The organism is Caballeronia sp. LZ033 (assembly GCF_031451265.1).
Classification (GTDB): Bacteria; Pseudomonadota; Gammaproteobacteria; order Burkholderiales; family Burkholderiaceae; genus Caballeronia.
Genome location: NZ_JARUXQ010000008.1, coordinates 1 through 20,155 on the forward strand (window position 1 = coordinate 1; position 20,155 = coordinate 20,155).

A 20,155-nucleotide genomic window follows, 5' to 3' on the forward strand; every position below is an offset into this window, starting at 1 on the left:
CTCTGACAAAGTGGTGTCCATCAATCGAAAGTGATGGACATCATTGTGCTGCGTACTGAGGTCACCCCCTACAACGGTCGAGACGAGCCGCTTACATTGAAGCAGAGTCTGATGATTCTGAAACCTTATTTTCCATGGTCATGCCACGTGACAGGTCCCTCGAACCTACCAACTGAGGTGAGAAGTGGGCGAGCCCTCAGATAAGAGATGTTCGCGCGCCGACCTTTTGAGACATTCGACTATCTGTTCTCAAACGTCAGCAATGCGACGCGTTGCTCATGGCGACAGTGCGATACAACTGGACCGTGTTGGCCTGCGCCAGGTGACTGCCTCGTCCCGAGAGGACCTTCGAATGTCCGCATGCATCGCTCGTCAAACGGTTTGATGGGCCGACCTTTGTCCAATACGATGGCCCTCGTTCTCTTAGAGCTGCCTGCCAATCTAAAACAACAAGGCAACCACAACGGCGGTTTCGGATGTAAAAAGTCTTTCATTCACATCCACCGATTCACAGGCGTGCACCCGGTAACCAGTCTCACAAACCGCCATCGGATCGCTTGGAATCGCTTCCCGAGTTCTCAGCATGTGAGTGCATCCTCCAGGCACGGCGCAAAATCTTGCGCCACCAGAACGGCCGAGGGTCAGCCAGCATGCTCAGCGCCCTGGCGTAATCGAGAACGAGCCCTGGTGTCCACGCCATAGTTAGGGCGCGCTTGCGAATCTGGGCAGCGACCCAGAGTTCCGGCGTAAAAAATAGCCGCACGAAGGCGCCCCAACCCGCTCTGTTGCCATATAGACGCCCGACAGCACCATTAAGTGCGGCCTCAAGCGCGTACGCCACCGAACTCGAACAGTTGCGATGAGTAAGGTTATATGTCGTATTCTGCCGGTAGTGATCCCAAAACGCTTGCAGGCTTGCAGGGTCGTAATTGCGAATGCGAACCTGCGTCGTCGATGGACACCACGTTTTCGATTCGTACGGGTAACTTGGCTGAAATACACCTGGAACATTGTTGTCGGGAGTTGCTCGTAGCAGCCGTGAAAATTCATCGGGCGACCGGTCAATTTCTGCGGCAGGATAAAGACTCACATAGACGCCTTCTGGTGTCTCCAAGGCTGCATGACCGGTCGAGATCACTCCGTTTTCGTCGACTGCTGCAATATAACGATCGATCAAAGGATAGTTCTGAGGCTTACCTTTGGATGAGCCCGTTGGCGTCCAAACATGCACCGTGAGTGCGGTCTCGCCATCAAGCGGTGGGCCATCCCATTCTGTTTGGCTGAAAACCGGCATGACTGTCGTTGGCACCGCTGCTGGACGTAACATGGACTTGTTCGAAGTCGCGAAGGCCGGATTGCGCACCATGTTTCGCACGCGTGCGCCAACGAGCAAGGTGTTTCCTCCAATAAAGACGAAAAGCGCAGCAAGACACCACGGCACTGTTCCGTAGTAGTGGGTTGGATAGGGCTGATAAACCGAGATCGCAAATAGCACTTCCAGTGTTCCCCACGCGAATGCGGCGCGCCATCGGCGATGACGAACTACCCACGCGGAAGTGCATTGCAACACTCCATCCGCTAGAAAGAATGTGCCGAAGATCATCGCGAGGATAAAATGGCCATGATGATGCCCCGCAAAAATGAGGACGGCTGCTAGCAGCACTGCAGCTCCTCGTACAAAACGAAGGATGCGCTGCCCTCCAACGCCGACTGACGCAGCTGCCATTGCAATGAAGCCATCGACCAACAGAAACCAGGCGAGAGGTGCGAAAGGGAACGAAAGGGCATTGTCGAGAGCGTCGATGAACAAGCCTATCCCGACCAGAATCCAGATCACGCCGAGCACGAGGAAGACCAGCCAACGTTTTCGGATCAGATTGACGCCCAAAACCAGCAATACCAGTCGAAACATGAAGGGCTTTCTCCATGCAGATGTCCTTCTGGAGTCGGAAAAAACGCGCGCCAGTTGCTCGTCAGTTGTAGCTCGCCCTTTCCTTGCAACCTATGGTTCATGCGACAGGCTAGCTCTCGCATGACCGTTCTCGAAGAATATCAGACCCCTGCAAATCATTTCTCCTTTGCTAGTGGCTGACCGCGCGTGGCCGACAAGCGCACGCTCGTTGGCCACGGAAGCTGGACTTCCGTTTGCTCAGCCATCTCAAGTGCGTCGTCTACCTCGATCCCAAGGTACCGCACCGTGCTCTCGATTTTTGTGTGGCCCAATAGCAATTGGACCGCGCGCAGGCGCTTGGTGCGGCGATGGATCAACGAAGCTTTTGTTCGTCGCATTGTGTACGTACCGTATGCGCTGTCGTCAAGTCCGATCGACGCGATCCAACGATGAACGATGCGCGCATACTGATGCGTCGACACATGCGCTGAGGCATGCAGCCGACTTGGAAACAAATAATCGGCAGGCTTCAATCCTGGAGCACAAATCCAAGCCGAAACACTTTGACGAGTCTGCTCCGTTATTTCAAACTGAACCGGTCGATGCGTTTTCTGCTGCATGAAAGTCGCGCGAGCTACGACATGACCTTCCATGGAGACGTCCTGCACTTGCAAACGCGTCATATCGCACGCTCGAAGCTTACTGTCGATCGCAAGGTTGAACATCGCCAACTCGCGAACGTTGGCTGACATCTGCAGTCTTGTCCGAATCGCCCAGATCTCACGAAGCTTCAATGGAGGCGTCTGTCCGGTCAGCCTCCCCTTATTCCACGGCACCCGACGAGCGGGCGAACAATCAAGCGCTTCCATGGCAACCTCCTCTTCAATTCTTCAATGAAGGGAGATCAACCTTCCGCTCACGCCAGCGGTCGCTGCTCGACCCCGAACAGGCATTCGATCGGGCGACATGGACATAACCGGTCACAAGAGATATCGGTCATTCGGCGAGCCATGCGACGAGATAGCACAGATCAAGCACGGCTGAGAGCGATTACGGCGACGGAACCTGGACGATGCGCATTGAGACATTTTTTTCTCTGTAATCAGCCCTCGCACGGAAATCGTCGAGCTTCGCCAGTGCCGTTGCCGCTAAAAGCCTTTTGAGAAGTTTCCGCGATTCGCCGCATGCCTCACGAGACGTTTTCCGGCTTGTTACTTAGGTGCTAGTTTCGCGAGGTCAACAGGCTTGGATAATGCGGGTCAAGCCCAATTCGGTCATTGGCTTAGTGACGTATCCGTCGAAGTCTCCCATTTGCTCTTCTTCGAGATGAGTCTTGCCCGTTACGGCCACGATGCAGGCATGCGTTGAGTTTCCAGCGGAGCGAATGTATTTGCACAGCGTCAGGCCATCGATATCTGGCAGACCGATGTCCATGAAGATTGCATCGTATCGGGTGGCTGCAGCCAGCCGCAAGCCGACTCCTCCCTCGTGAGCAAGATGGGATCGGTGACCGAGAGAATTCGCGAGCGCCGCAAATGCCTCCGCAGAGTCGAGATCATCCTCAATGAACAGGAATAACATGAATCCCTCAAACAATGATCCCCTCGGCCTGCCCTCGTGGTAGCTGCTGCTATGGCACGATTTCGATAGCTGATGGAAGCAAAATTTCAATGTTTGCGCCTTGGCTCGACGCGCGTCCGCCATGTTTGGTCCCACGTCTCGACGCATGTTGGCATGTCGCACGGTCCATACCCGCACATTTTGTGCTCATGTTCGTGTTTGGACGGTCTCAAGGTGCCAGAGGTTTCTTCCGGGTTCCTGCTTCACGCAAGTGCTTACCGCCTATTTTCATAGGCGTTTGCGTTTTTATTCCATTCAACAAGCGTCCGTGCCCGATTGTCTTCCAGGTGGGTACGGCAGTTGCATTGACGTGTGCGAAGGTCCGACACGCGCCTCCCATACAACTAATTTCTCGACCCTGAAGCACTGAGGGATCACTTCCGATCGCCAGGAGCATGGTTTCATGAAACTTCGTGTTGGCTTCCAGTTGACCTATGCGTGTACGCAAGCGACACCCGCCATTCTGATGATGAATACCCATCCCTCGGTAGCGGAATGTATGCTGGAAGCGGATCGCATATGGTTCGATCCGCCGCTGTCGTTCACTCACTATTACGATGCGTTCGGAAACCTGTGCACGCGCATCGTCACGCCCGCTGGAGGCTCGCTTGTTGTCGCAACTGAAGGGGTGCTCGACTTGCCAGATACGGTCGAAACGCACCCTGTAGACGGTAGCGAACATTCGGTGGAGTCTCTGCCTCCTGATGCCCTTCAGTTTCTTCTGGGTAGTCGCTACTGCGAGACGGATCTGCTTTCGAATTTCGCGTGGACTCTGTTCAGCGGCGTTGCTCCAGGTCGCGCCCGAGTCCTTGCCGTTTGCGACTACGTGCATGACCACGTTAGATTCGATTACTCATCAGCCAGGCCGACCCGTACGGCGTTCGAAACTTTCAACGAAAAAATCGGCGTATGTCGGGACTATGCTCATCTGGCCATCGCACTGTGCCGCGCCTTGAATATCCCCGCGCGATACTGCACAGGCTACATTAGCGACGTCAATCTGCCGCCGCCCCACGCGGATCAGGATTTTTGTGCCTGGTTTGAAGCCTATTTGGGTGGAACTTGGCAGATCTTCGATCCCCGTAACAACGCCCCACGCACAGGCCGGGTGCTCATGGCCCGGGGCCGCGACGCAGCAGACGTGCCAATCAGCATGACATTTGGAGCCGCCGATCTTATTGGATTCAAAGTGATTTGTGAAAAACATGAGTGAAGGATGTTCACATCTCGTCTCGGTGCACCTGTAGGGCAGCCATGAGAATCTTCCACTGTACAGCGTGCGCACACCCGATCTTTTTCGAACACGTGCAGTGCGAACGCTGCGGCAGCGCACTCGGATTCATCTCCGAAACCGGTGAAATGAGTGCGTTCACCGACGAAGGCACAAATCGCTGGAAGGCCCACAATTCGGCCGACGATAAGTTCTATAGGCCATGCCATAACTATGCGATCGAGCATGTTTGCAACTGGATGGTCCCCTCGGCGTCCGACGATCGATACTGTGAATCATGCCGCCTGACCTCGATCATTCCGAATCTCCGAGCACCACGACGAAAGCATTATTGGTCAAGGCTGGAGGCGGCCAAACGTCGACTGCTTTACACACTTTCCGTTTTGCAGTTGAGGGTGGAGACAAGACAACAGAATCCTGCGACAGGTCTGCAATTCGAGTTTCGCGAAAGCCGTGCTAACACAATTGTGACGACCGGCCATAAAGATGGTCTTATCACCATGAATATCGCCGAGGCAGACGATTTGCGGCGGGAACGCGTGCGTATCGCATTGGGTGAACCCTATCGCACCCTGTTGGGACATTTCAGGCACGAAATTGGACACTATTACTTTGATCGGCTCGTGGCTGGCACAGAGCATCTAAGGTCCTTTCGCACTTTGTTCGGTGACGAACGCAAGGATTATGGCGACGCGCTCGATTTTCACTATCATAATGGCGCGCCTGCGGATTGGGGAAAGGCATACGTCAGTGCCTACGCCACCATGCATCCATGGGAGGATTGGGCCGAAACATGGTCCCATTATTTACATATGGTCGACACGGTAGGCACGGCCAGCGCATGCGGAATTAAAATTGAGTCCCGTGATCTTACTGCGCCCTATTCAATCGATCGCCCGGCTTCTCGTTTGCCTTCTTTCGAGTCTCTGATTGAGCAATGGTGTCCTTTAACGTACGCGATGAACAGCTTGAATCGAAGCTTGGGAATGCCGGATCCCTATCCATTCACGCTGGCTCCCGCAGCCGTGAAAAAACTTGAGTTCGTCCACTATGTGATCGATACAGCTGGTTGACGTCGCTCACGGCAAAGGCGTTCGCTACTGCCTGCACGAAAGAAGTGGACGCGATTGCCCAAGCATACTGCGCCTGCGGAGGCAACATCTTCGCAGTTGTTTCAAACCTGCATGGCAACCGCTCCCCGGCGGAGGAGATTATCGCCGCCCTGGTTCGAGCGGTCGAGCGATTGCTGGTCGGCCATTCAAGTCATTGGGTCTCAAATCCATAGTTTTGCGAACAGTAATAATAGTTACCCGTCCCCTCAGCAGCCCCGCTTAAATCGCGGCGACGCCTCGCCGGTTCAGCAGGTCGATAATTCCGGACGTCAAGGCGTCGACACTCACGGGCTTGTACAGCAGCTGGTCGATCTGAGCACCGGATGGAACAGTCATCGCCGCAGTCCACATGATAAAAGGGACGGTCGCGAACCGGCTGTCTTGCCTGAGCGCCCGGCACATTGCCAACCCATCGAGGCCGGGCATCATGTAGTCAGTCAGCACAAGATTGGGAAGACTTTCTTTTGCCAGTGTCAGCCCGGCAAAGCCGTTGGAAGCTGTCAGAACCCGGAAACCCGATTCTTTCAGAAGTATTGCCCAGACATCGAGCAGATCGACCGCATCATCCACCAGAAGGATGAGAGGGGCCGTCGAACCGTTGTGGAGATTCAAGTTGTTGCCCAATCAGTGGCGGACGGTATTGTCCATACCCACCCAAGGGCTGTGCCGTTCCGCATTGTGGAGCAACTTTCGATCCTAGGTAGCATTTGTTATTTTTTTGTGCGCTAGGTAATCCGAGATTAGCCTGGCGCTACATCGAGGGCACTCTGGGCAGCCCGGCATACTTTGCCTTGGTCAAGATATTTGCCTGCGTAAGCTGTCTGTCATATGGGACCAGTCTGTTAAAGTTGCAGAGCTACTTCCGCGTGTTTCACCTCGGCCGTGGCGGATTAGAGGACCAAGCCACCTTTTGGCAATGTGCCGCTACCTGCCGCGAACGCGGCTCATGAGGGGCCCGAGCATCCGCATGCACCCTATTGTCAAGCGCAACAATATCCAGATCACTGGTAGTGGCCGAGCCACAATGGTCTTTGCTCACGGATTTGGTTGCGATCAGACCATGTGGCGAAGCATTGTTCCCGCGTTCCGGGACCATTTCCGTGTTGTGCTTTTTGATCTGGTCGGCGCCGGCCATTCGGACCTATCTGCCTGGAATGAGGCACGTTACGAATCGCTTGACGGTTACGCGTCAGATTTGATTGAGGTTATCGACGCCTGCTCTGACCAACCTGTCGTGCACGTTGGACACTCGGTGAGTGCCATCATCGCGCTACTTGCGGCGAACGAAAGTCCGGACCGGTTCGCTGCAAACCTGATGATTGCGCCTTCGCCGTCATTCATCAACGACACACGTTACGTCGGTGGTTTCGAGCGGATCGACATCGAGGAACTCCTGGAATCCCTCGACAACAATTACCTTGGCTGGTCGAGCAAAATGGCGCCGGTGATCATGGGCGCGCCCGATCAGCCCTATCTCTCCGAGGAGCTGACGAACAGTTTCTGCCGGACGGACCCCGCCATCGCGCGTCACTTCGCGCGCGTCACATTCCTGTCAGATCACCGGTCGGATCTTCAGTACGTTACGACGCCCACCCTTATCATCCAGTCAGACGACGATCTTCTTGCTCCAGTTGGCGTAGGCGAATTCATGCATGACAGGATGCGCGAAAGCACATTGACGGTCGTGAATAATGTTGGCCATTGTCCGCACATGAGTGTTCCTGCTGACTGCGTAAACGCGATGAACGCTTTTCTAAAGCAGCAGGGAATGTGATGACGGGCGTCGCGGGGTTGGGTCCAACGGCAGATGAAATTTTCGAGAACGCGGGCTGTGGGCTCTTGGTCACGACGACCCAAGGCAGGATTGTCAGGGCGAACGGGACGTTCTGTCGCTGGATTGGCATGCAGCCAGACGAGATCGTGGGTCACAAGCGGTTCGCTGACCTGCTGACAATGGGTGGACGCATTTTTCACCAGACGCACTGGTCACCGCTGCTCCAGCTGCAAGGGTCAGTTGCCGAGGTCAAGCTGGAGCTGCGCCACAGGGACGGCCGCAAAATACGCATGCTTGTCAATGCTGCACGGCGCCCGCATGGTAACGTTGACTACGACCATCTGGCCTGTATGGTGATGGACGAAAGACATTCTTACGAGCAGGAGTTGCTGGACGAACGACAAAAGGCAGAACTGGCGCTCAAGGTCGCATCCTCATCGGAGATGGCGCTACAGATCGCCGACCGTCACAAGGATGAGTTTCTCGCGACCCTCGCACACGAGATCCGCAATCCCCTCGCGACGCTTCGGGCAGTGGCCGACGTTCTGGAACGCAAGGAGTTCAGCGACCCCCAAATCACCTGGGCGCGTGGCGTTATCGGCAGGCAGGTCGGCCATATCACGCACCTGATGGATGACCTGCTTGAAGTCTCACGCATTGGAGAAGGAAAGCTCCAGATGCGGGACGTGGCGGTTGATGTAGTTTCCGTCGCCCGACAGGCACTCGAATCCTCCCAGTCCCTGATCAAGGCATCCGCACATACGGTGAATGTAGACATTCAAAGCGCTCCGCTTCTTGTGCAAGGTGACCCGACTCGGCTCTCGCAGGTAATGCAAAATCTGCTGAGCAATGCAGCGAAATACACGCCGCATGGTGGCGTCATCTGGTTCAGCGTCAAACAGCAGGAAGACGATGCCGTCATTATGGTCCGCGATAACGGCATCGGGATCGGTGAACAGGACCTTCTATCGATCTTTGGCCTCTACGCGCAGCTACCTCAGGGTGAATCACGCTCTCAGGGTGGATTGGGAATTGGTCTCGCACTCGTAAAAGCACTTGTTGAACGCCATGGCGGAACGGTATCGGCCCAAAGCGAAGGAAAGGGGCTTGGCAGCGAGTTCGCCGTACACATCCCGGTGATTGGCGTGGATGTGGGCTCTCCCGATTTTGCACCTGACCGGCGTCAGCAGGAGACACCCTCCCCACGCCGCACGCAGCGAATCTTGATTGTGGACGATAATCCGGATGCAGCCGCGAGCCTTTCCATGCTGCTTGAAATGGACGGCCATGAAACACGAACGGTGGGCGACGGAAAGGATGCGTTGCGCATCCAGGTCGAATTCCGGGCGGACACGGTCATTCTGGATATCGGCTTGCCCGGAATGAACGGGTATGAAGTTGCGCAAGTGCTACGTCAACGTGAAAAAACCCGGGAAACCAAACTCATCGCGCTGACCGGCCGAGCTCAGCAACAGGATCGGGATATGGCGCTCGACGCGGGCTTTGATCTGCACCTTTCGAAGCCGGTTGATTACAGCGTGCTGTGCCAATTTCTTGCCGCCTAGCAACGAATGGCCGGTTTGATGGTTGGATGCGCCGTTTAAACGACGGGCCCGTTGAAACCGCGACTGACTGTTCATGGCCGGATACAGCCCGCTGCGGGCAGCGCAAATTGATCCTTTGCCGCCGGTCGAACCGCTAGCAGTGCAACGGCAGAAATCAGAATAGAGCAGCCTATGGATTGATGAATTTATCCCTTTCCGATCGCTCCCCCGAGCAGCCCAGTCAAATCGATTCCATTCTTCGCCGCATCCAGTTGCTCGTCCGGCACCGGCCCCTCGCGCTCCGGATCAACGAGCGCCTGGTTCAGATCGACATACGGACGCATCCGATTCTCATAGGCCGCAAACGCCGCCGCAAAATCCGACCCGTTGCGCACGAGCTCATGCACGAGCACGAACGCGCCGACGAGCGCCAGGCTCGTGCCCTACCCTGAAAACGGCTATGCACAATGCGCCGCATCGCCGACCAGCACGACACGGCTCTTCGACCACGCAGGCATGTGAATCTGCGCGAGCTCGTTGTAGTAAAACTGATCCGTGCTCTTCATTGCATCGATGAAGCGGGGAAACTCGCCTTTCAGATGCGCGCAGCTCTCGGACACGATGCGCTTCTGCCCTTCGACATCGTTGCGGGACAACGGCGGCTCAGGCGCAGCGAAGCCCGCCCCGATGCGCAATTCGCGCTTGGCGCGGCTCGGATAGATGATGTACCCAAAATCGGCGACGCGATGCCCGATCTGCCAGTCGTCGAGCGCGATGAAGTTGGGCGTCGAGAACAGCGCGAGAACCACACCCAGCGGAAACACAGATTCCGCCTCGTTGTTGAACACCTGCTTGCGAACATTCGAGTAGATCCCGTCCGCACCGATCAAGAGGTCGAACGATCTGTCGGAAGCGCTTTCAAACGCGACGCTGACACTGTCCTCACGCGGGGAGATTGAACGAATACTGTCGCCATAAAGGAACTCGACCTTCGCGCTCAATGCGTTCATCAGCAATTCGCAAAGATCGTCGCGAAAGATTTCGATGTCGGTGCTGTCGAGACGGCCCGCGCTGTAAGTGCGTTCTTCCGTCCGATGTATCTCGTTTCCATCGGCATCGAGCATCGACATGCCTTTGAGCTGCGTGCGCAACGCCCTTGCATCGTCGAGCAAGCCCATCGCTTGCACGACATCCAGCGCGACGCCGCGAATATCGACAGCCTGACCGCCGCGCCGGAACTCGCCGGAACGCTCCACGAGCGTCACATCGTACCCGGCACGGTCCAGCCAGAAGGCAGCCGCCAGGCCAGCGACGCCGGCGCCTGAAATCAGAACGTTTCGAGTCATCGCAAATCTCCTCGCTGTCGGTCTTGCCGGCGATTCTAGCCGCTTTACAAGACGACGAGCCTTGATGAGTTGCCAGATGCCGGGTTTCCCATTTCCCATCCTCCGCAACTCACTGCCCCTTATCTGTCGCCCCGCCACACGACACCCTGCGCGCATCGCACAGCTCGCTTATCGACCATCCACCCCCCAGATCTCCGAACAGCGCCGCCGTATCAATGAGCCGTGTTTCCGTCACGCCGAGGGCTGTTTCCTCGCTGGTCAATTGCGTCGCCTGCGCCGTGGCGACGGTCGTATAGTCCACCGTGCCCGCCTGATACTCGTTCAACGCGACTTGGGCGCCATGACGCGCGTCCTGCACCGCGAGATCGATCGCGCTCTGCTGCTGCGCGAGGATCCGCAAGCCGGACAGATCGTCCTCGACGTTCTGGAACGCGCCCAGCACCGTGCCGCGATAGTTCGCCACGGCCGAATCGTAGGCCGCTCTCGCCGCGTCCACCCGCGCACCGCGCGCGCCGCCGTCGAAGATCGTCTCGCTCGCGCTGCCGCCCAGCGACCACACATAGCTGGCGATGTTGAACAGGCCCGCGAGCGGCGAACTCGACAACCCCGCCAGCCCCGATAGCGAAATGGTCGGATAGTACGCCGCCACCGCCACGCCGATGGCGGCGTTCTGCGCGGCCATCTGGCGCTCGGCCACGGCGATATCCGGACGGCGCTCGAGCAGCGTCGACGGCACGCCGGCGGGAATCTCGGGCAACGCGGGCAACGCCGCGCCGTGCGCGACGTCGAGCGCTTCCGGATTGCGACCGACGAGCACGGCGATCGCATGCTCGTACTTCGCGCGCGAAACGCCCAGCGCGATCAGGCTCGACTGCGCCGTTTCCAGTTGCGTACGTGCCGTGATGAGATCCGACGGCGCGATGGTGCCCGCATCCGACTGGTTCTGCGTGACCCGCAGCGATTCCGTGTACGCCTGCACAGTCCGCTGAAACAGGTCGATATTGGCATCCGCGACACGCAAATCGATCACTGCCTGCGCGAGCGCCACCTGTTCCGCGAGCGTCGCGTTGGCAAGCGTCGCCTGGCTTGCCTGCGCCGTGGCCGCGCTTTGTTCGATCGAACGGCGCACTTCGCCCCACAAGTCCGGCGCCCAACTGATATCGCCTTCGAGCGACGCCGCGTTGTTCACCGTTCTGCGATTGCCGAATGCCGCAGTGCTCGCACTCGTGCCCGCGCGCTCGCGCGTGCCGGACCCTGTCACGCCGAGCGTCGGAAACAGCGACGCCCGCGCGAGCCGCACGTCCGCGAGCGCTTCCTGATAGTTCGCGAGACTCTGCCGCACGGTCTGATTCGACACGGCTACCTGCGGTTCCAGCTCGTCCAGCAGCGGATCATGGAAGGCGGTCCACCAGTCGCCTTTGGACAGCGCCGCGGCATCGGGATGCGCGGCGGTCCAGCCGTCGAGTTCCTTCCACGTCGCGGGCACCGGCACGGGTGGACGATGATAGTCGGGGCCGACCGTGCAGCCGGTCATGAGCGCGGCGAACAGAAGCGTCCAGACATTGCGAAGGGGGTTCATGATGCAGCCTCGGACTCGCGGCGCCGGTTCCACGGCAGCCGCGCGGACCATCCCGCGAGCCGCGCACGCAGCCGGTCCAGATAGAGATAGATCACCGGCGTCGTGTAGAGCGTGAAGACCTGGCTCAGGATCAGCCCGCCGATGACCGTCACGCCGAGCGGCTGACGCAGCGACGCGCCCTGCCCGATGCCGATCGCGAGCGGCACCGCGCCAAGCACGGCGGCGAGCGTGGTCATCAGGATCGGGCGCAGCCGCACGACCGCTGCATCGTGAATGGCGCGTGCGGCGTCATGGCCTTCGTGACGCTGAAGTTGAATCGCGACATCCACCATCATGATGCCGTTCTTCTTCACGATGCCGATCAGCAGAATCATGCCGATCATCGCGATGACGGAGAACGGCGTGCCGAAGATCAGTAACGCGAGCGTCGCGCCGATTCCAGCCGAAGGCAGCGTCGAGAGGATCGTGATGGGATGCACCGTGTTCTCGTAGAGCACGCCGAGCACGAGATACACCACGCCGAGCGCTGCGGCGATGAGCAGCGGCACCGCGCCCATCGATTGCGAATACGCCTGTGCCGCGCCCGCGAACCCGCCGTGAATGGACGCGGGCATGCCGATTTCCGCGCTCGCCTGCGCGATCGCCTGCCCCGCCGACGACAGCGAGCCCTTCGGCGGCAAGTTGAACGACAGGGTCGCGGCCACCTGCCCGCCCTGATGGTTGACCTGCGTGGCGGTATGGCTCGTCGAGAAACTGGCGAGCGCGGTGAGCGGCACCATGGTTTCAGCGGCCGTGCTGTCCGCACTGCCGCTCGACGTGCCGCCCTTCGAATTGGAAATGCTGTTGGTGGTGGCGTTGGCCTCGGCATCGGCGTTGTTCGTATTGCCGGACGACGATGCGCTCCCCGTTACCGCGACGGCGGACGCGGCCGTTACGCCGCTCACCGTGCTTTTCATCATCTGCGTCTGCGCGGTGCCGTTCGCGTTGCCCGCTGCCGTCGACAGATACAGCCGGTCCAGCTCCTGCGGATACTGCCAGTACGGCGGCGCCACTTCCATCACGACCGCATACTGGTTCAGCGCGTTGTAGATGGTGGACACCGTGCGCTGGCCGAGCGCGTCGTACAGCACGTTATCCACCTGATTCGGATCGAAGCCGTAGCGCTTGGCGGTCGCGCGCTGCACCTGCACCATCGTTTGCAGGCCGTTCTGTTGCAGGTCCGAGTTCACGTCCACCAGTTGCGCGCGATACTTGCCGAGCGCCGTGACGAGCTTCGGCGTCCATTTGAAGAGCTGATCGGCGTCGTCGGCGGTGAGCGTGTACTGGTACTCCGCCGCCGACTGCCGTCCGCCGATGCGCAAGTCCTGCTGCGCCTGCAAAAACAGCCGCGCACCCGGCACTGCCTCCAGCTTCGGCCGCAAGCGGTTGACCACTTGCTGCGCGGACGCATGCCGCTGGTTCAGCGGTTTGAGCGCGATGAACACCATCGCCGTATTCAGCGCCCGGCCGCCCGTGAAGCCCGCGACGGAGAGCACCGCCGGGTCCTTCTGCACGATCGCCTGCAATTGCGCAAGTTTTTGCTTCATCGCCGGAAAGGAGATGCTCTGGTCCGCGATGATCTGCCCCATCAGCGTGCCGTTGTCCTGCTCGGGAAAGAAGGTGGACGGCACGTAACGGAACAGCGCGACGTTGGCGACGATCAGGCCGATCAGGATCAGCACCACCAGCAGCGCGTGCTCGAGCACCGCCGTGAGCGAGCGCGAATAGGCCTGCAAGGCGCGCTCGAACAGCGTGTCGATCCAGCGCGGCTTCTGTTCGTGCCCGGGCGACCGCCTGAGCACGTACGCACACATCGCGGGCGTGATCGTGAGCGACACCACCAGCGAGATGACGATGGCGATCGACAGCGTCACCGCGAACTCGTGGAACAGCAGTCCGACGATGCCGGGCATCAGCAGGATCGGCAGGAACACGGCGATCAGCGACAGGCTCATCGACACCACGGTGAACGCCACTTCGCGGCTGCCCCGCAATGCGGCTTCGTGCGGCGGCATGCCGGCCTCGATATGGCGCATCACGTTTTCGAGCACGACCACGGCATCGTCGACGACGAAGCCGGTGCCGATCGTGAGCGCCATCAGCGAGAGATTGTCGATGCTGTAGCCGAGCAGGTACATCGGACCGAACGTGCCGACGATCGACAGCGGCAGCGCCACCGCCGGAATGAGCGCCGACCGCGGCGAGCGCAGGAACACGAACACCACGCCCACCACCAGCAGCACCGCGATGAACAGCGTGCGCCCCGTGTCGCCCACCGATGCGCGCACTGATTGCGAGTGATCCACGGCGACATGCACCTTCACATCGCCCGGCAAGGTCGCTTCGATGGACGGCAGCACCGCGCGAATCTGCCCCACGGTGCGCACGACATTGCCCCCCGGACGCGGAAACACGATGACGAGCACGGCTGCCTTGCCGTTGTACAGACCCGCGTTGCGGATGCTTTCGTTCGAATCGACCACGTCGGCGACATCGCGCAGCATGACCGGCGCGTCCTTGCGATAGGCGATGACGAGCTCGCGATACGGCGCCGCCTTCGAGATCTGATCGTTGGACAGCACTTCGTAGCGCTGGCCGTTCGTATCGATATGCCCTTTCGCGCTGTCGGCATTGGCGGCGGACAACGACGCGCGCACGTCCTCCAGTCCGATGCCGTAGCTGTTGAGCTTGCCCGGCTGCAATTCGACGCGCACCGCGGGCAGCGCGCCGCCGCCGACGGTAATCTGGCCGACGCCGCTGATTTGCGACAACTGCTGCTGGATGACGGAATCCGCTGAATCGTAGAGCTGCGCGGTGGTGAGCGTGTCGGACGTGAGCGCCAGCACCGCGAGCGGCGCCTCCGCCGGGTTGTACTGGCGATAGGTCGGATTGCTGCGCAGCGTGGTCGGCAAGTCGGCGCGCGCGGCCTGGATCGCCGCTTCGACGTCGCGCGCCGCGCCGTTGATGTCGCGCGAGAGCCCGAACTGGATCACGATCAGCGAACTGCCGACGGAGTTGATCGAGGTCAGTTCGTTCACTTCGGCAATGGTGCCTAGCCTTCTTTCCAGTGGTTCGGCAACGGTCGAGGCCATCGTCTCGGGACTCGCGCCCGCCATCATCGCCTGCACGACGATCACCGGGAAGGCGGTGTTCGGCAGCGGGCCGACCGGCAGACGAAACACCGCCAGCAAGCCGGATAACGCAATGGCGATGGCGAGCAGCGTCGTTGCGACGGGTCGCCGGATGAAGAGCGCCGACGGGTTCACGGCGCGCCCCCGCTCGCCGCGCCCGATGCGCCCGATGCGCGCGCGGCTCGCACACGCTGCGCGATACGGTCGAACAACAAATAGATGACGGGCGTCGTGAACAGCGTCAACACCTGACTCACCGTCAGACCGCCGATGATCGCGAGTCCGAGCGGACGGCGCAACTCGGAGCCCGTGCCGGTGCCAACCAGCATCGGCAGGGCGCCGAGCATCGCGGCAAAGGTCGTCATCAGAATGGGGCGCAGGCGCAGCAGCGATGCCTCGAAAATCGCCTCGCGCGGCGGCTTGCCGTGTTCGCGTTCGGCTTCCAGCGCGAAGTCCACCATCATGATGGCGTTCTTCTTCACGATGCCGATCAGCAGCACGATGCCGATAATGCCGATGACATCCAGATCGCTGCCCGCGATCATCAGCGCGAGCAATGCGCCGATGCCCGCCGAAGGCAAGGTCGAGAGAATCGTCACCGGATGCACGAAGCTTTCATAGAGCACGCCGAGCACGATATATACCGCGATCAACGCCGCCGCGAGCAGATAGATTTCACTCGACAGCGAATCCTCGAAGGCCTGCGCCGCGCCCTGGAACGCGACGCTGATCGACGCCGGCAACGCGAGCGATGCCTGTGCCTCGCGAATCTGCCGCACCGCCGTGGACAGCGACGCGCCCGGCGCGAGATTGAACGACACGGTCGCGACCGGAAACTGCGCCAGCCGGCTGATGACGAGCGGCGTCCTCGTGACCTTGAGCGTCGCGATCTGGCGCAGCGGCACCTGTCCGGTCGCGCCCGTTTGCGTGGGAAAATAGAGATCGCCGAGGGATTGAACGGTGGAGATCGATTCGGGTTTCGCCACCAGAATGACGCGGTGCTGGTCCGACTGCTCGAAGATGGTCGACACGATGCGCTGGCCGAGCGCGTCGTAGAGCGCGTTGTCGATGGTCGCGGGCGTGATGCCGTAACGCGCCGCGAGTTGCCGGTTCACCTCCACCTGGATGCCGGCGCCGGAGTTGTCCAGGTCGCTGGTGACATCGGTCAGGCCGTGCAGCGCCTTCATCTTCGTGACGAGCGCGGGAACGTATTGCTGCAACACCTGCTGGCTCGGACCGCGCAACGTAAGCTTGTACGCGTTGGGCGAGATGGACGTGTCGAGCGTCAGGTCCTGCTCGGGCTGTACATAGAGCCTGATGCCCGGCACGTTCGCGGTTTCTTCCGTGAGCCGCCGGGCGATCTCCTCCGCGCTTGCGCTGCGTGCATCGTGCGCGCGCAGGTTGATGAGGAAGCGTCCGTTGTTGAGCGTCGCATTCGTGCCGTCGATACCGATATACGACGTCAGCGATACGACATCCGGGTCCTTCAGCACGGCATCCGCAAGCGCCTGCTGACGCGCCGACATGGCCGCGTACGACACCGATCTGTCCGCCACGCTGATGCCTTCGATCACGCCGACATCCTGGGTCGGGAACAGGCCCTTCGGTATCGCGATGTACAGCACGGCGGTGAGCACCAGCGTGATGGCAAAGATCAGCATGGTCAGCATCTGGTGTTCGAGCACCCACACGAGACCGCGCTCGTATGCGCGTTGCGTGCGTTCGAACAGGTGCTCGCTCACGCGTTCGAAGCGGCTCGGTTTGCGCTCGGTCTGCGCATGCAGGATGCGCGCGCACATCATCGGCACGACCGTCAGCGACACCAGCGCCGAGATCACGATGGTCACGGCGAGCGTCACCGCGAACTCGCTGAACAGCCTGCCTATCACGCCGCCCATGAACAGCAGCGGAATGAGCACGGCGATCAGCGAAAGCGTCAGCGAGAGAATCGTGAAGCCGATCTGCCCCGCGCCCGCGAGCGCCGCGTCGAGCGGTTTCATGCCTTCTTCGAGGTAGCGCACGACGTTCTCGATCATCACGATCGAATCGTCCACCACGAAACCCGTCGCGATGATGAGCGCCATCAACGAGAGGTTGTCGATCGAATAGTGCAGCTCATACATGATCGCGAGCGTGCCGACCAGCGACACCGGCACCGAGATGCTCGGCACGATGGTCGCGGGCAGGTTGCGCAGGAACACGAAGATCACCGCCACCACCAGCACGACCGCGAGCACGAGCTCCCACGCAGCGTCGTGCACCGACGCGCGGATCACGCTAGTGCTGTCCGCGATCACCTTCACCTGCATGCCCGCAGGCAAGGTGGATTCGAGAATGGGAAGCTGCTTGCGAATCTGGTCGACGGTCGCGATGACGTTCGCACCCGGCTGACGCTGCACGTTCAGTACGATGGCAGGCGTGCGGCCGCTCCATGCGCCGCGCTCGATGTCCTGCGCGCCGGCGCTCGCGCGCGCCACATCGCGCAGATAGACGGGCGAGCCGTTCTGATAGGCGATCACCGTGTCCATGTAATCCTGCGGATCGGTGATCTGATCGTTGGAATTGACCGTGTAGTCGAGTTCGGGGCCGTCGAAATTGCCCTTCGGCTGACTCACGTTGACGTTCGCGAGCAACGTGCGCAGATCGTCGATGTTGAGGTCATAGGCGGCGAGCTTCTGGGGATCGGCCTCCACGCGCACGGCGGGCACGTTGCCGCCTGCCGCCGTGACGAGGCCGACGCCCGGCACTTCCGAGATCTTGGTGCCGAGGCGGTTGTTCGCCACGTCCTGCAACTGGGTGAGCGACATCGACTTCGAAGTGATGGCAAGCGTCATGATCGGCTGGTCTGCCGGATTCACTTTCGCATAGGTCGGCGGCGCGGGCAGGCCGGTCGGCAGATAGCTGCTGGCCGCGTTGATGGCCTGCTGCACGTCCTGCTCAGCGACGTCGAGGCTCAGCGCAAGGTCGAACTGCAACGTGATGACCGACGCGCCTTCCGAGCTATACGAAATCATCTGCTGCACGCCGGGAATCTCGCCGAGCTGCACTTCGAGCGGCGCGGTCACGGTGGTGGCCATCACGTCGGGGCTCGCGCCGGGATAGAAGGTCTGCACCTGGATGGTCGGGTATTCGACATCGGGCAGCGACGAGATCGGCAGGAAATGCATCGCGACGAACCCGACCAGCACCATGGCGATCATCAGCAAGGAGGTCGCGACGGGCCGCAGAATGAAGGGACGGGACAGGTTCATGACGCGTGCGGCTGCAAGGCGGATCCCGGCGCGGACGCACTCGCCGCGCGCCCTGCTCCCGATACGCGGATCTTCGCGCCATCGCTCAGACGGTCCATGCCGTCGGTCACCACCGTCGCCCCCGCCGCGAGCCCGGACGTGACGACGGTATGCACGCCGTCGCTCGTACCGATCCCGATCTTGTTCACCGATACGGTGCCGTTCGCGTTCACGCGATACACGAAGTTGCCCGGCGCGCCGCTCTGCACGGCGGCAGTCGGCACGAGCAACGCGCCGTGCAGCGTGTCGATCAGCAATTTCACGTTCACGAATTCGTTCGGGAACAGCACCTTGTCCGCGTTCGGAAAATCCGCCCGCAAGGTCACGGTGCCGGTGCTGGTGACGATCTGATTGCTGATCGCGTACAGCGTGCCGGTTCCGAGCAGCCGGGTGTTGTCGCTGCTGTAGGCATTTACCGGCAGCTTCGCCCCCTGCCCGAAGCGCTGCAGGATGCCGCCGAGCGAATCCTGCGGCACGGCGAACTCCACGGTGGTCGGCGCAATGGTCGTGATGACGGCGATGCCCGGACTGCTCGATGCCGTCACGTAGTTGCCCGGATCGACGAGCCGCAATCCCATACGCCCCGACACCGGCGCGACGATGCGGCAATACACCAGGTCCAGGTCGAACTGCCTGATGTTGGCGAGATCGGCCTGCACGGCGGCGGCGTCCTGTTGCACGGTGAACTGCTGATCGGCGAAGGTTTGCTCGGCAATCGACTTCTGCGCGTTGAGCTGCGTGTAGCGGGCGAGATCGGCACGGGCCTGTGCCAGCGCCGCGCGATCCTTGGCGAGTTGCGCTTCGGCCTGTTGCTTGTCGATCTCGTACTGGCGCGGATCGATCTGCGCGAGGAACTGCCCTTTAACGACGTCCTGCCCTTCCTTGTACCCCACCTCGGTGAGATAGCCGGACAGTTGCGGCAACACGGTCACCGTGGCGACGGGCGTCACCGTGCCGAGCGCGTTGAGCGTTTCGGGCATGTCGCCCTGCACGACCGTGGCCACCGTCACGACCTGTGCCTGAGCGCCGCGCAACGCCGGCTTGCGCCTGATCACGTGCAGTGTCACGAGCACCGCCACGATGACTACGATGAGCAACAGCACATAGCGCAAGCCGTGCCGTTTGCGGCGCGCGGGCGGCGTGTCGTTCGTCCCGCCGGTGGCGCTCATGCCCGAACCCTTGCGAGGTGTGTGCTGACGTGCAAAGGCGCGTTTCGACTCAGGCACGCGATTGAAGATGAAACGCCTCTGAGCATGTTGATCTCCTCGGTCATGGCGAAAAGAGCAGAGATGACGATTCGTAAGCACCGTTTGATTGCTTGTTCATCCGGGTCGTTCCCGTCTTGGTCGAATCGCAATGCAGACGATAGCCGAGCGTGGGTCGTTACGGGTTACGTGCCGGGAGACTTCGTAACAATCGTCAATCGAATCATGAAACAAAGGGTATTGACGTTTTCATTGCACGCTTGAAAGGACCGCATGCTTCGGTAAGCAAAACCGCCGTTCGTTGCATAGCGTCGAATGAATCCGCGAAAATGAACGGTGTGGACAGCAGGCAGGCGTTGATCCACCATTTTCGTGTCAGCAAAACGTATGATT

14 protein-coding genes are annotated in these 20,155 nt (G+C 60.1%); 4 read left to right on the plus strand and 10 right to left on the minus strand.

Features of this window, described 5'->3' with window-relative positions; all coding sequences use genetic code 11:
• Positions 1-535 precede the first annotated feature (535 nt).
• From QCE62_RS34185 to QCE62_RS34195, 3 genes are all read right to left on the minus strand, one after another.
• Positions 536-1,912 carry a DUF308 domain-containing protein gene (locus QCE62_RS34185; RefSeq protein WP_309927736.1) on the minus strand — a complete coding sequence of 459 codons (1,377 nt, stop codon included), beginning with the start codon at positions 1,910-1,912 and terminating at the stop codon, positions 536-538.
• A 155-nt stretch (positions 1,913-2,067) separates the two neighbouring features.
• Entirely contained in the window at positions 2,068-2,760 is a 693-nt protein-coding gene (locus tag QCE62_RS34190) for a tyrosine-type recombinase/integrase (protein ID WP_309927738.1), read from the minus strand.
• Positions 2,761-3,127: 367 nt separating this feature from the next.
• On the minus strand, positions 3,128-3,472 hold the full coding sequence (locus tag QCE62_RS34195; protein ID WP_309927741.1) for a response regulator: 345 nt from the start codon (positions 3,470-3,472) through the stop codon (positions 3,128-3,130).
• Positions 3,473-3,914: 442 nt separating this feature from the next.
• Here QCE62_RS34195 and QCE62_RS34200 point away from each other — a divergent pair, with 442 nt between their 5' ends.
• Positions 3,915-4,724, plus strand: coding sequence for a transglutaminase family protein (locus tag QCE62_RS34200; RefSeq protein ID WP_309927744.1), 810 nt, complete (start codon positions 3,915-3,917; stop codon positions 4,722-4,724).
• A 41-nt stretch (positions 4,725-4,765) separates the two neighbouring features.
• Positions 4,766-5,815 (plus strand): putative zinc-binding metallopeptidase, encoded by a 1,050-nt coding sequence (locus QCE62_RS34205; RefSeq protein WP_309927745.1) that lies wholly within the window; start codon positions 4,766-4,768, stop codon positions 5,813-5,815.
• A gap of 258 nt (positions 5,816-6,073) precedes the next feature.
• Here the strand turns inward: QCE62_RS34205 and QCE62_RS34210 are convergent, their stop codons facing one another.
• Positions 6,074-6,466 carry a response regulator gene (locus QCE62_RS34210; protein WP_309927747.1) on the minus strand — a complete coding sequence of 131 codons (393 nt, stop codon included), beginning with the start codon at positions 6,464-6,466 and terminating at the stop codon, positions 6,074-6,076.
• Positions 6,467-6,821: 355 nt separating this feature from the next.
• On the opposite strand from QCE62_RS34210, the gene QCE62_RS34215 reads away from it, so the two are divergent.
• Together QCE62_RS34215 and QCE62_RS34220 are read left to right on the plus strand one after the other, a co-directional pair.
• Positions 6,822-7,628, plus strand: a complete 807-nt coding sequence (locus QCE62_RS34215) for an alpha/beta hydrolase (RefSeq protein WP_309927750.1) — start codon at positions 6,822-6,824, stop codon at positions 7,626-7,628.
• Complete coding sequence (locus QCE62_RS34220) at positions 7,628-9,193, plus strand: ATP-binding protein (protein ID WP_309927752.1); 1,566 nt, start codon at positions 7,628-7,630, stop codon at positions 9,191-9,193. Before QCE62_RS34215 ends, QCE62_RS34220 begins: the two co-directional genes overlap by 1 nt.
• A gap of 185 nt (positions 9,194-9,378) precedes the next feature.
• Here the strand turns inward: QCE62_RS34220 and QCE62_RS34225 are convergent, their stop codons facing one another.
• The 6 genes from QCE62_RS34225 to QCE62_RS34250 are packed head-to-tail and all read right to left on the minus strand — an operon-like array spanning position 9,379 to position 19,726.
• Positions 9,379-9,585, minus strand: a complete 207-nt coding sequence (locus QCE62_RS34225; RefSeq protein ID WP_309927754.1) for a hypothetical protein — start codon at positions 9,583-9,585, stop codon at positions 9,379-9,381.
• Positions 9,586-9,630: 45 nt separating this feature from the next.
• Positions 9,631-10,656, minus strand: a complete 1,026-nt coding sequence (locus tag QCE62_RS34230) for an FAD-dependent monooxygenase (protein ID WP_309927756.1) — start codon at positions 10,654-10,656, stop codon at positions 9,631-9,633.
• Positions 10,628-12,097, minus strand: coding sequence for an efflux transporter outer membrane subunit (locus QCE62_RS34235; RefSeq protein ID WP_309927758.1), 1,470 nt, complete (start codon positions 12,095-12,097; stop codon positions 10,628-10,630). The genes QCE62_RS34230 and QCE62_RS34235 overlap by 29 nt, the downstream gene beginning before the upstream one ends.
• Positions 12,094-15,402, minus strand: a complete 3,309-nt coding sequence (locus tag QCE62_RS34240) for an efflux RND transporter permease subunit (protein WP_309927759.1) — start codon at positions 15,400-15,402, stop codon at positions 12,094-12,096. The genes QCE62_RS34235 and QCE62_RS34240 overlap by 4 nt, the downstream gene beginning before the upstream one ends.
• Positions 15,399-18,518, minus strand: coding sequence for an efflux RND transporter permease subunit (locus tag QCE62_RS34245; protein WP_309927760.1), 3,120 nt, complete (start codon positions 18,516-18,518; stop codon positions 15,399-15,401). Before QCE62_RS34245 ends, QCE62_RS34240 begins: the two co-directional genes overlap by 4 nt.
• Positions 18,515-19,726, minus strand: a complete 1,212-nt coding sequence (locus QCE62_RS34250) for an efflux RND transporter periplasmic adaptor subunit (protein ID WP_309927762.1) — start codon at positions 19,724-19,726, stop codon at positions 18,515-18,517. The genes QCE62_RS34245 and QCE62_RS34250 overlap by 4 nt, the downstream gene beginning before the upstream one ends.
• Between the last annotated feature and the right edge of the window lie 429 nt (positions 19,727-20,155).

Excerpts from the sequence above, each read along its gene's own strand:
- QCE62_RS34185 (WP_309927736.1), bottom strand. The coding sequence starts at position 1,912 with ATGTTTCGACTGGTATTGCTGGTTTTGGGCGTCAATCTGATCCGAAAA.
- QCE62_RS34190 (WP_309927738.1), bottom strand. The coding sequence starts at position 2,760 with ATGGAAGCGCTTGATTGTTCGCCCGCTCGTCGGGTGCCGTGGAATAAG.
- QCE62_RS34195 (WP_309927741.1), bottom strand. The coding sequence starts at position 3,472 with ATGTTATTCCTGTTCATTGAGGATGATCTCGACTCTGCGGAGGCATTT.
- QCE62_RS34200 (WP_309927744.1), top strand. The coding sequence starts at position 3,915 with ATGAAACTTCGTGTTGGCTTCCAGTTGACCTATGCGTGTACGCAAGCG.
- QCE62_RS34205 (WP_309927745.1), top strand. The coding sequence starts at position 4,766 with ATGAGAATCTTCCACTGTACAGCGTGCGCACACCCGATCTTTTTCGAA.
- QCE62_RS34215 (WP_309927750.1), top strand. The coding sequence starts at position 6,822 with ATGCACCCTATTGTCAAGCGCAACAATATCCAGATCACTGGTAGTGGC.
- QCE62_RS34220 (WP_309927752.1), top strand. The coding sequence starts at position 7,628 with ATGACGGGCGTCGCGGGGTTGGGTCCAACGGCAGATGAAATTTTCGAG.
- QCE62_RS34235 (WP_309927758.1), bottom strand. The coding sequence starts at position 12,097 with ATGAACCCCCTTCGCAATGTCTGGACGCTTCTGTTCGCCGCGCTCATG.
- QCE62_RS34245 (WP_309927760.1), bottom strand. The coding sequence starts at position 18,518 with ATGAACCTGTCCCGTCCCTTCATTCTGCGGCCCGTCGCGACCTCCTTG.
- QCE62_RS34250 (WP_309927762.1), bottom strand. The coding sequence starts at position 19,726 with ATGAGCGCCACCGGCGGGACGAACGACACGCCGCCCGCGCGCCGCAAA.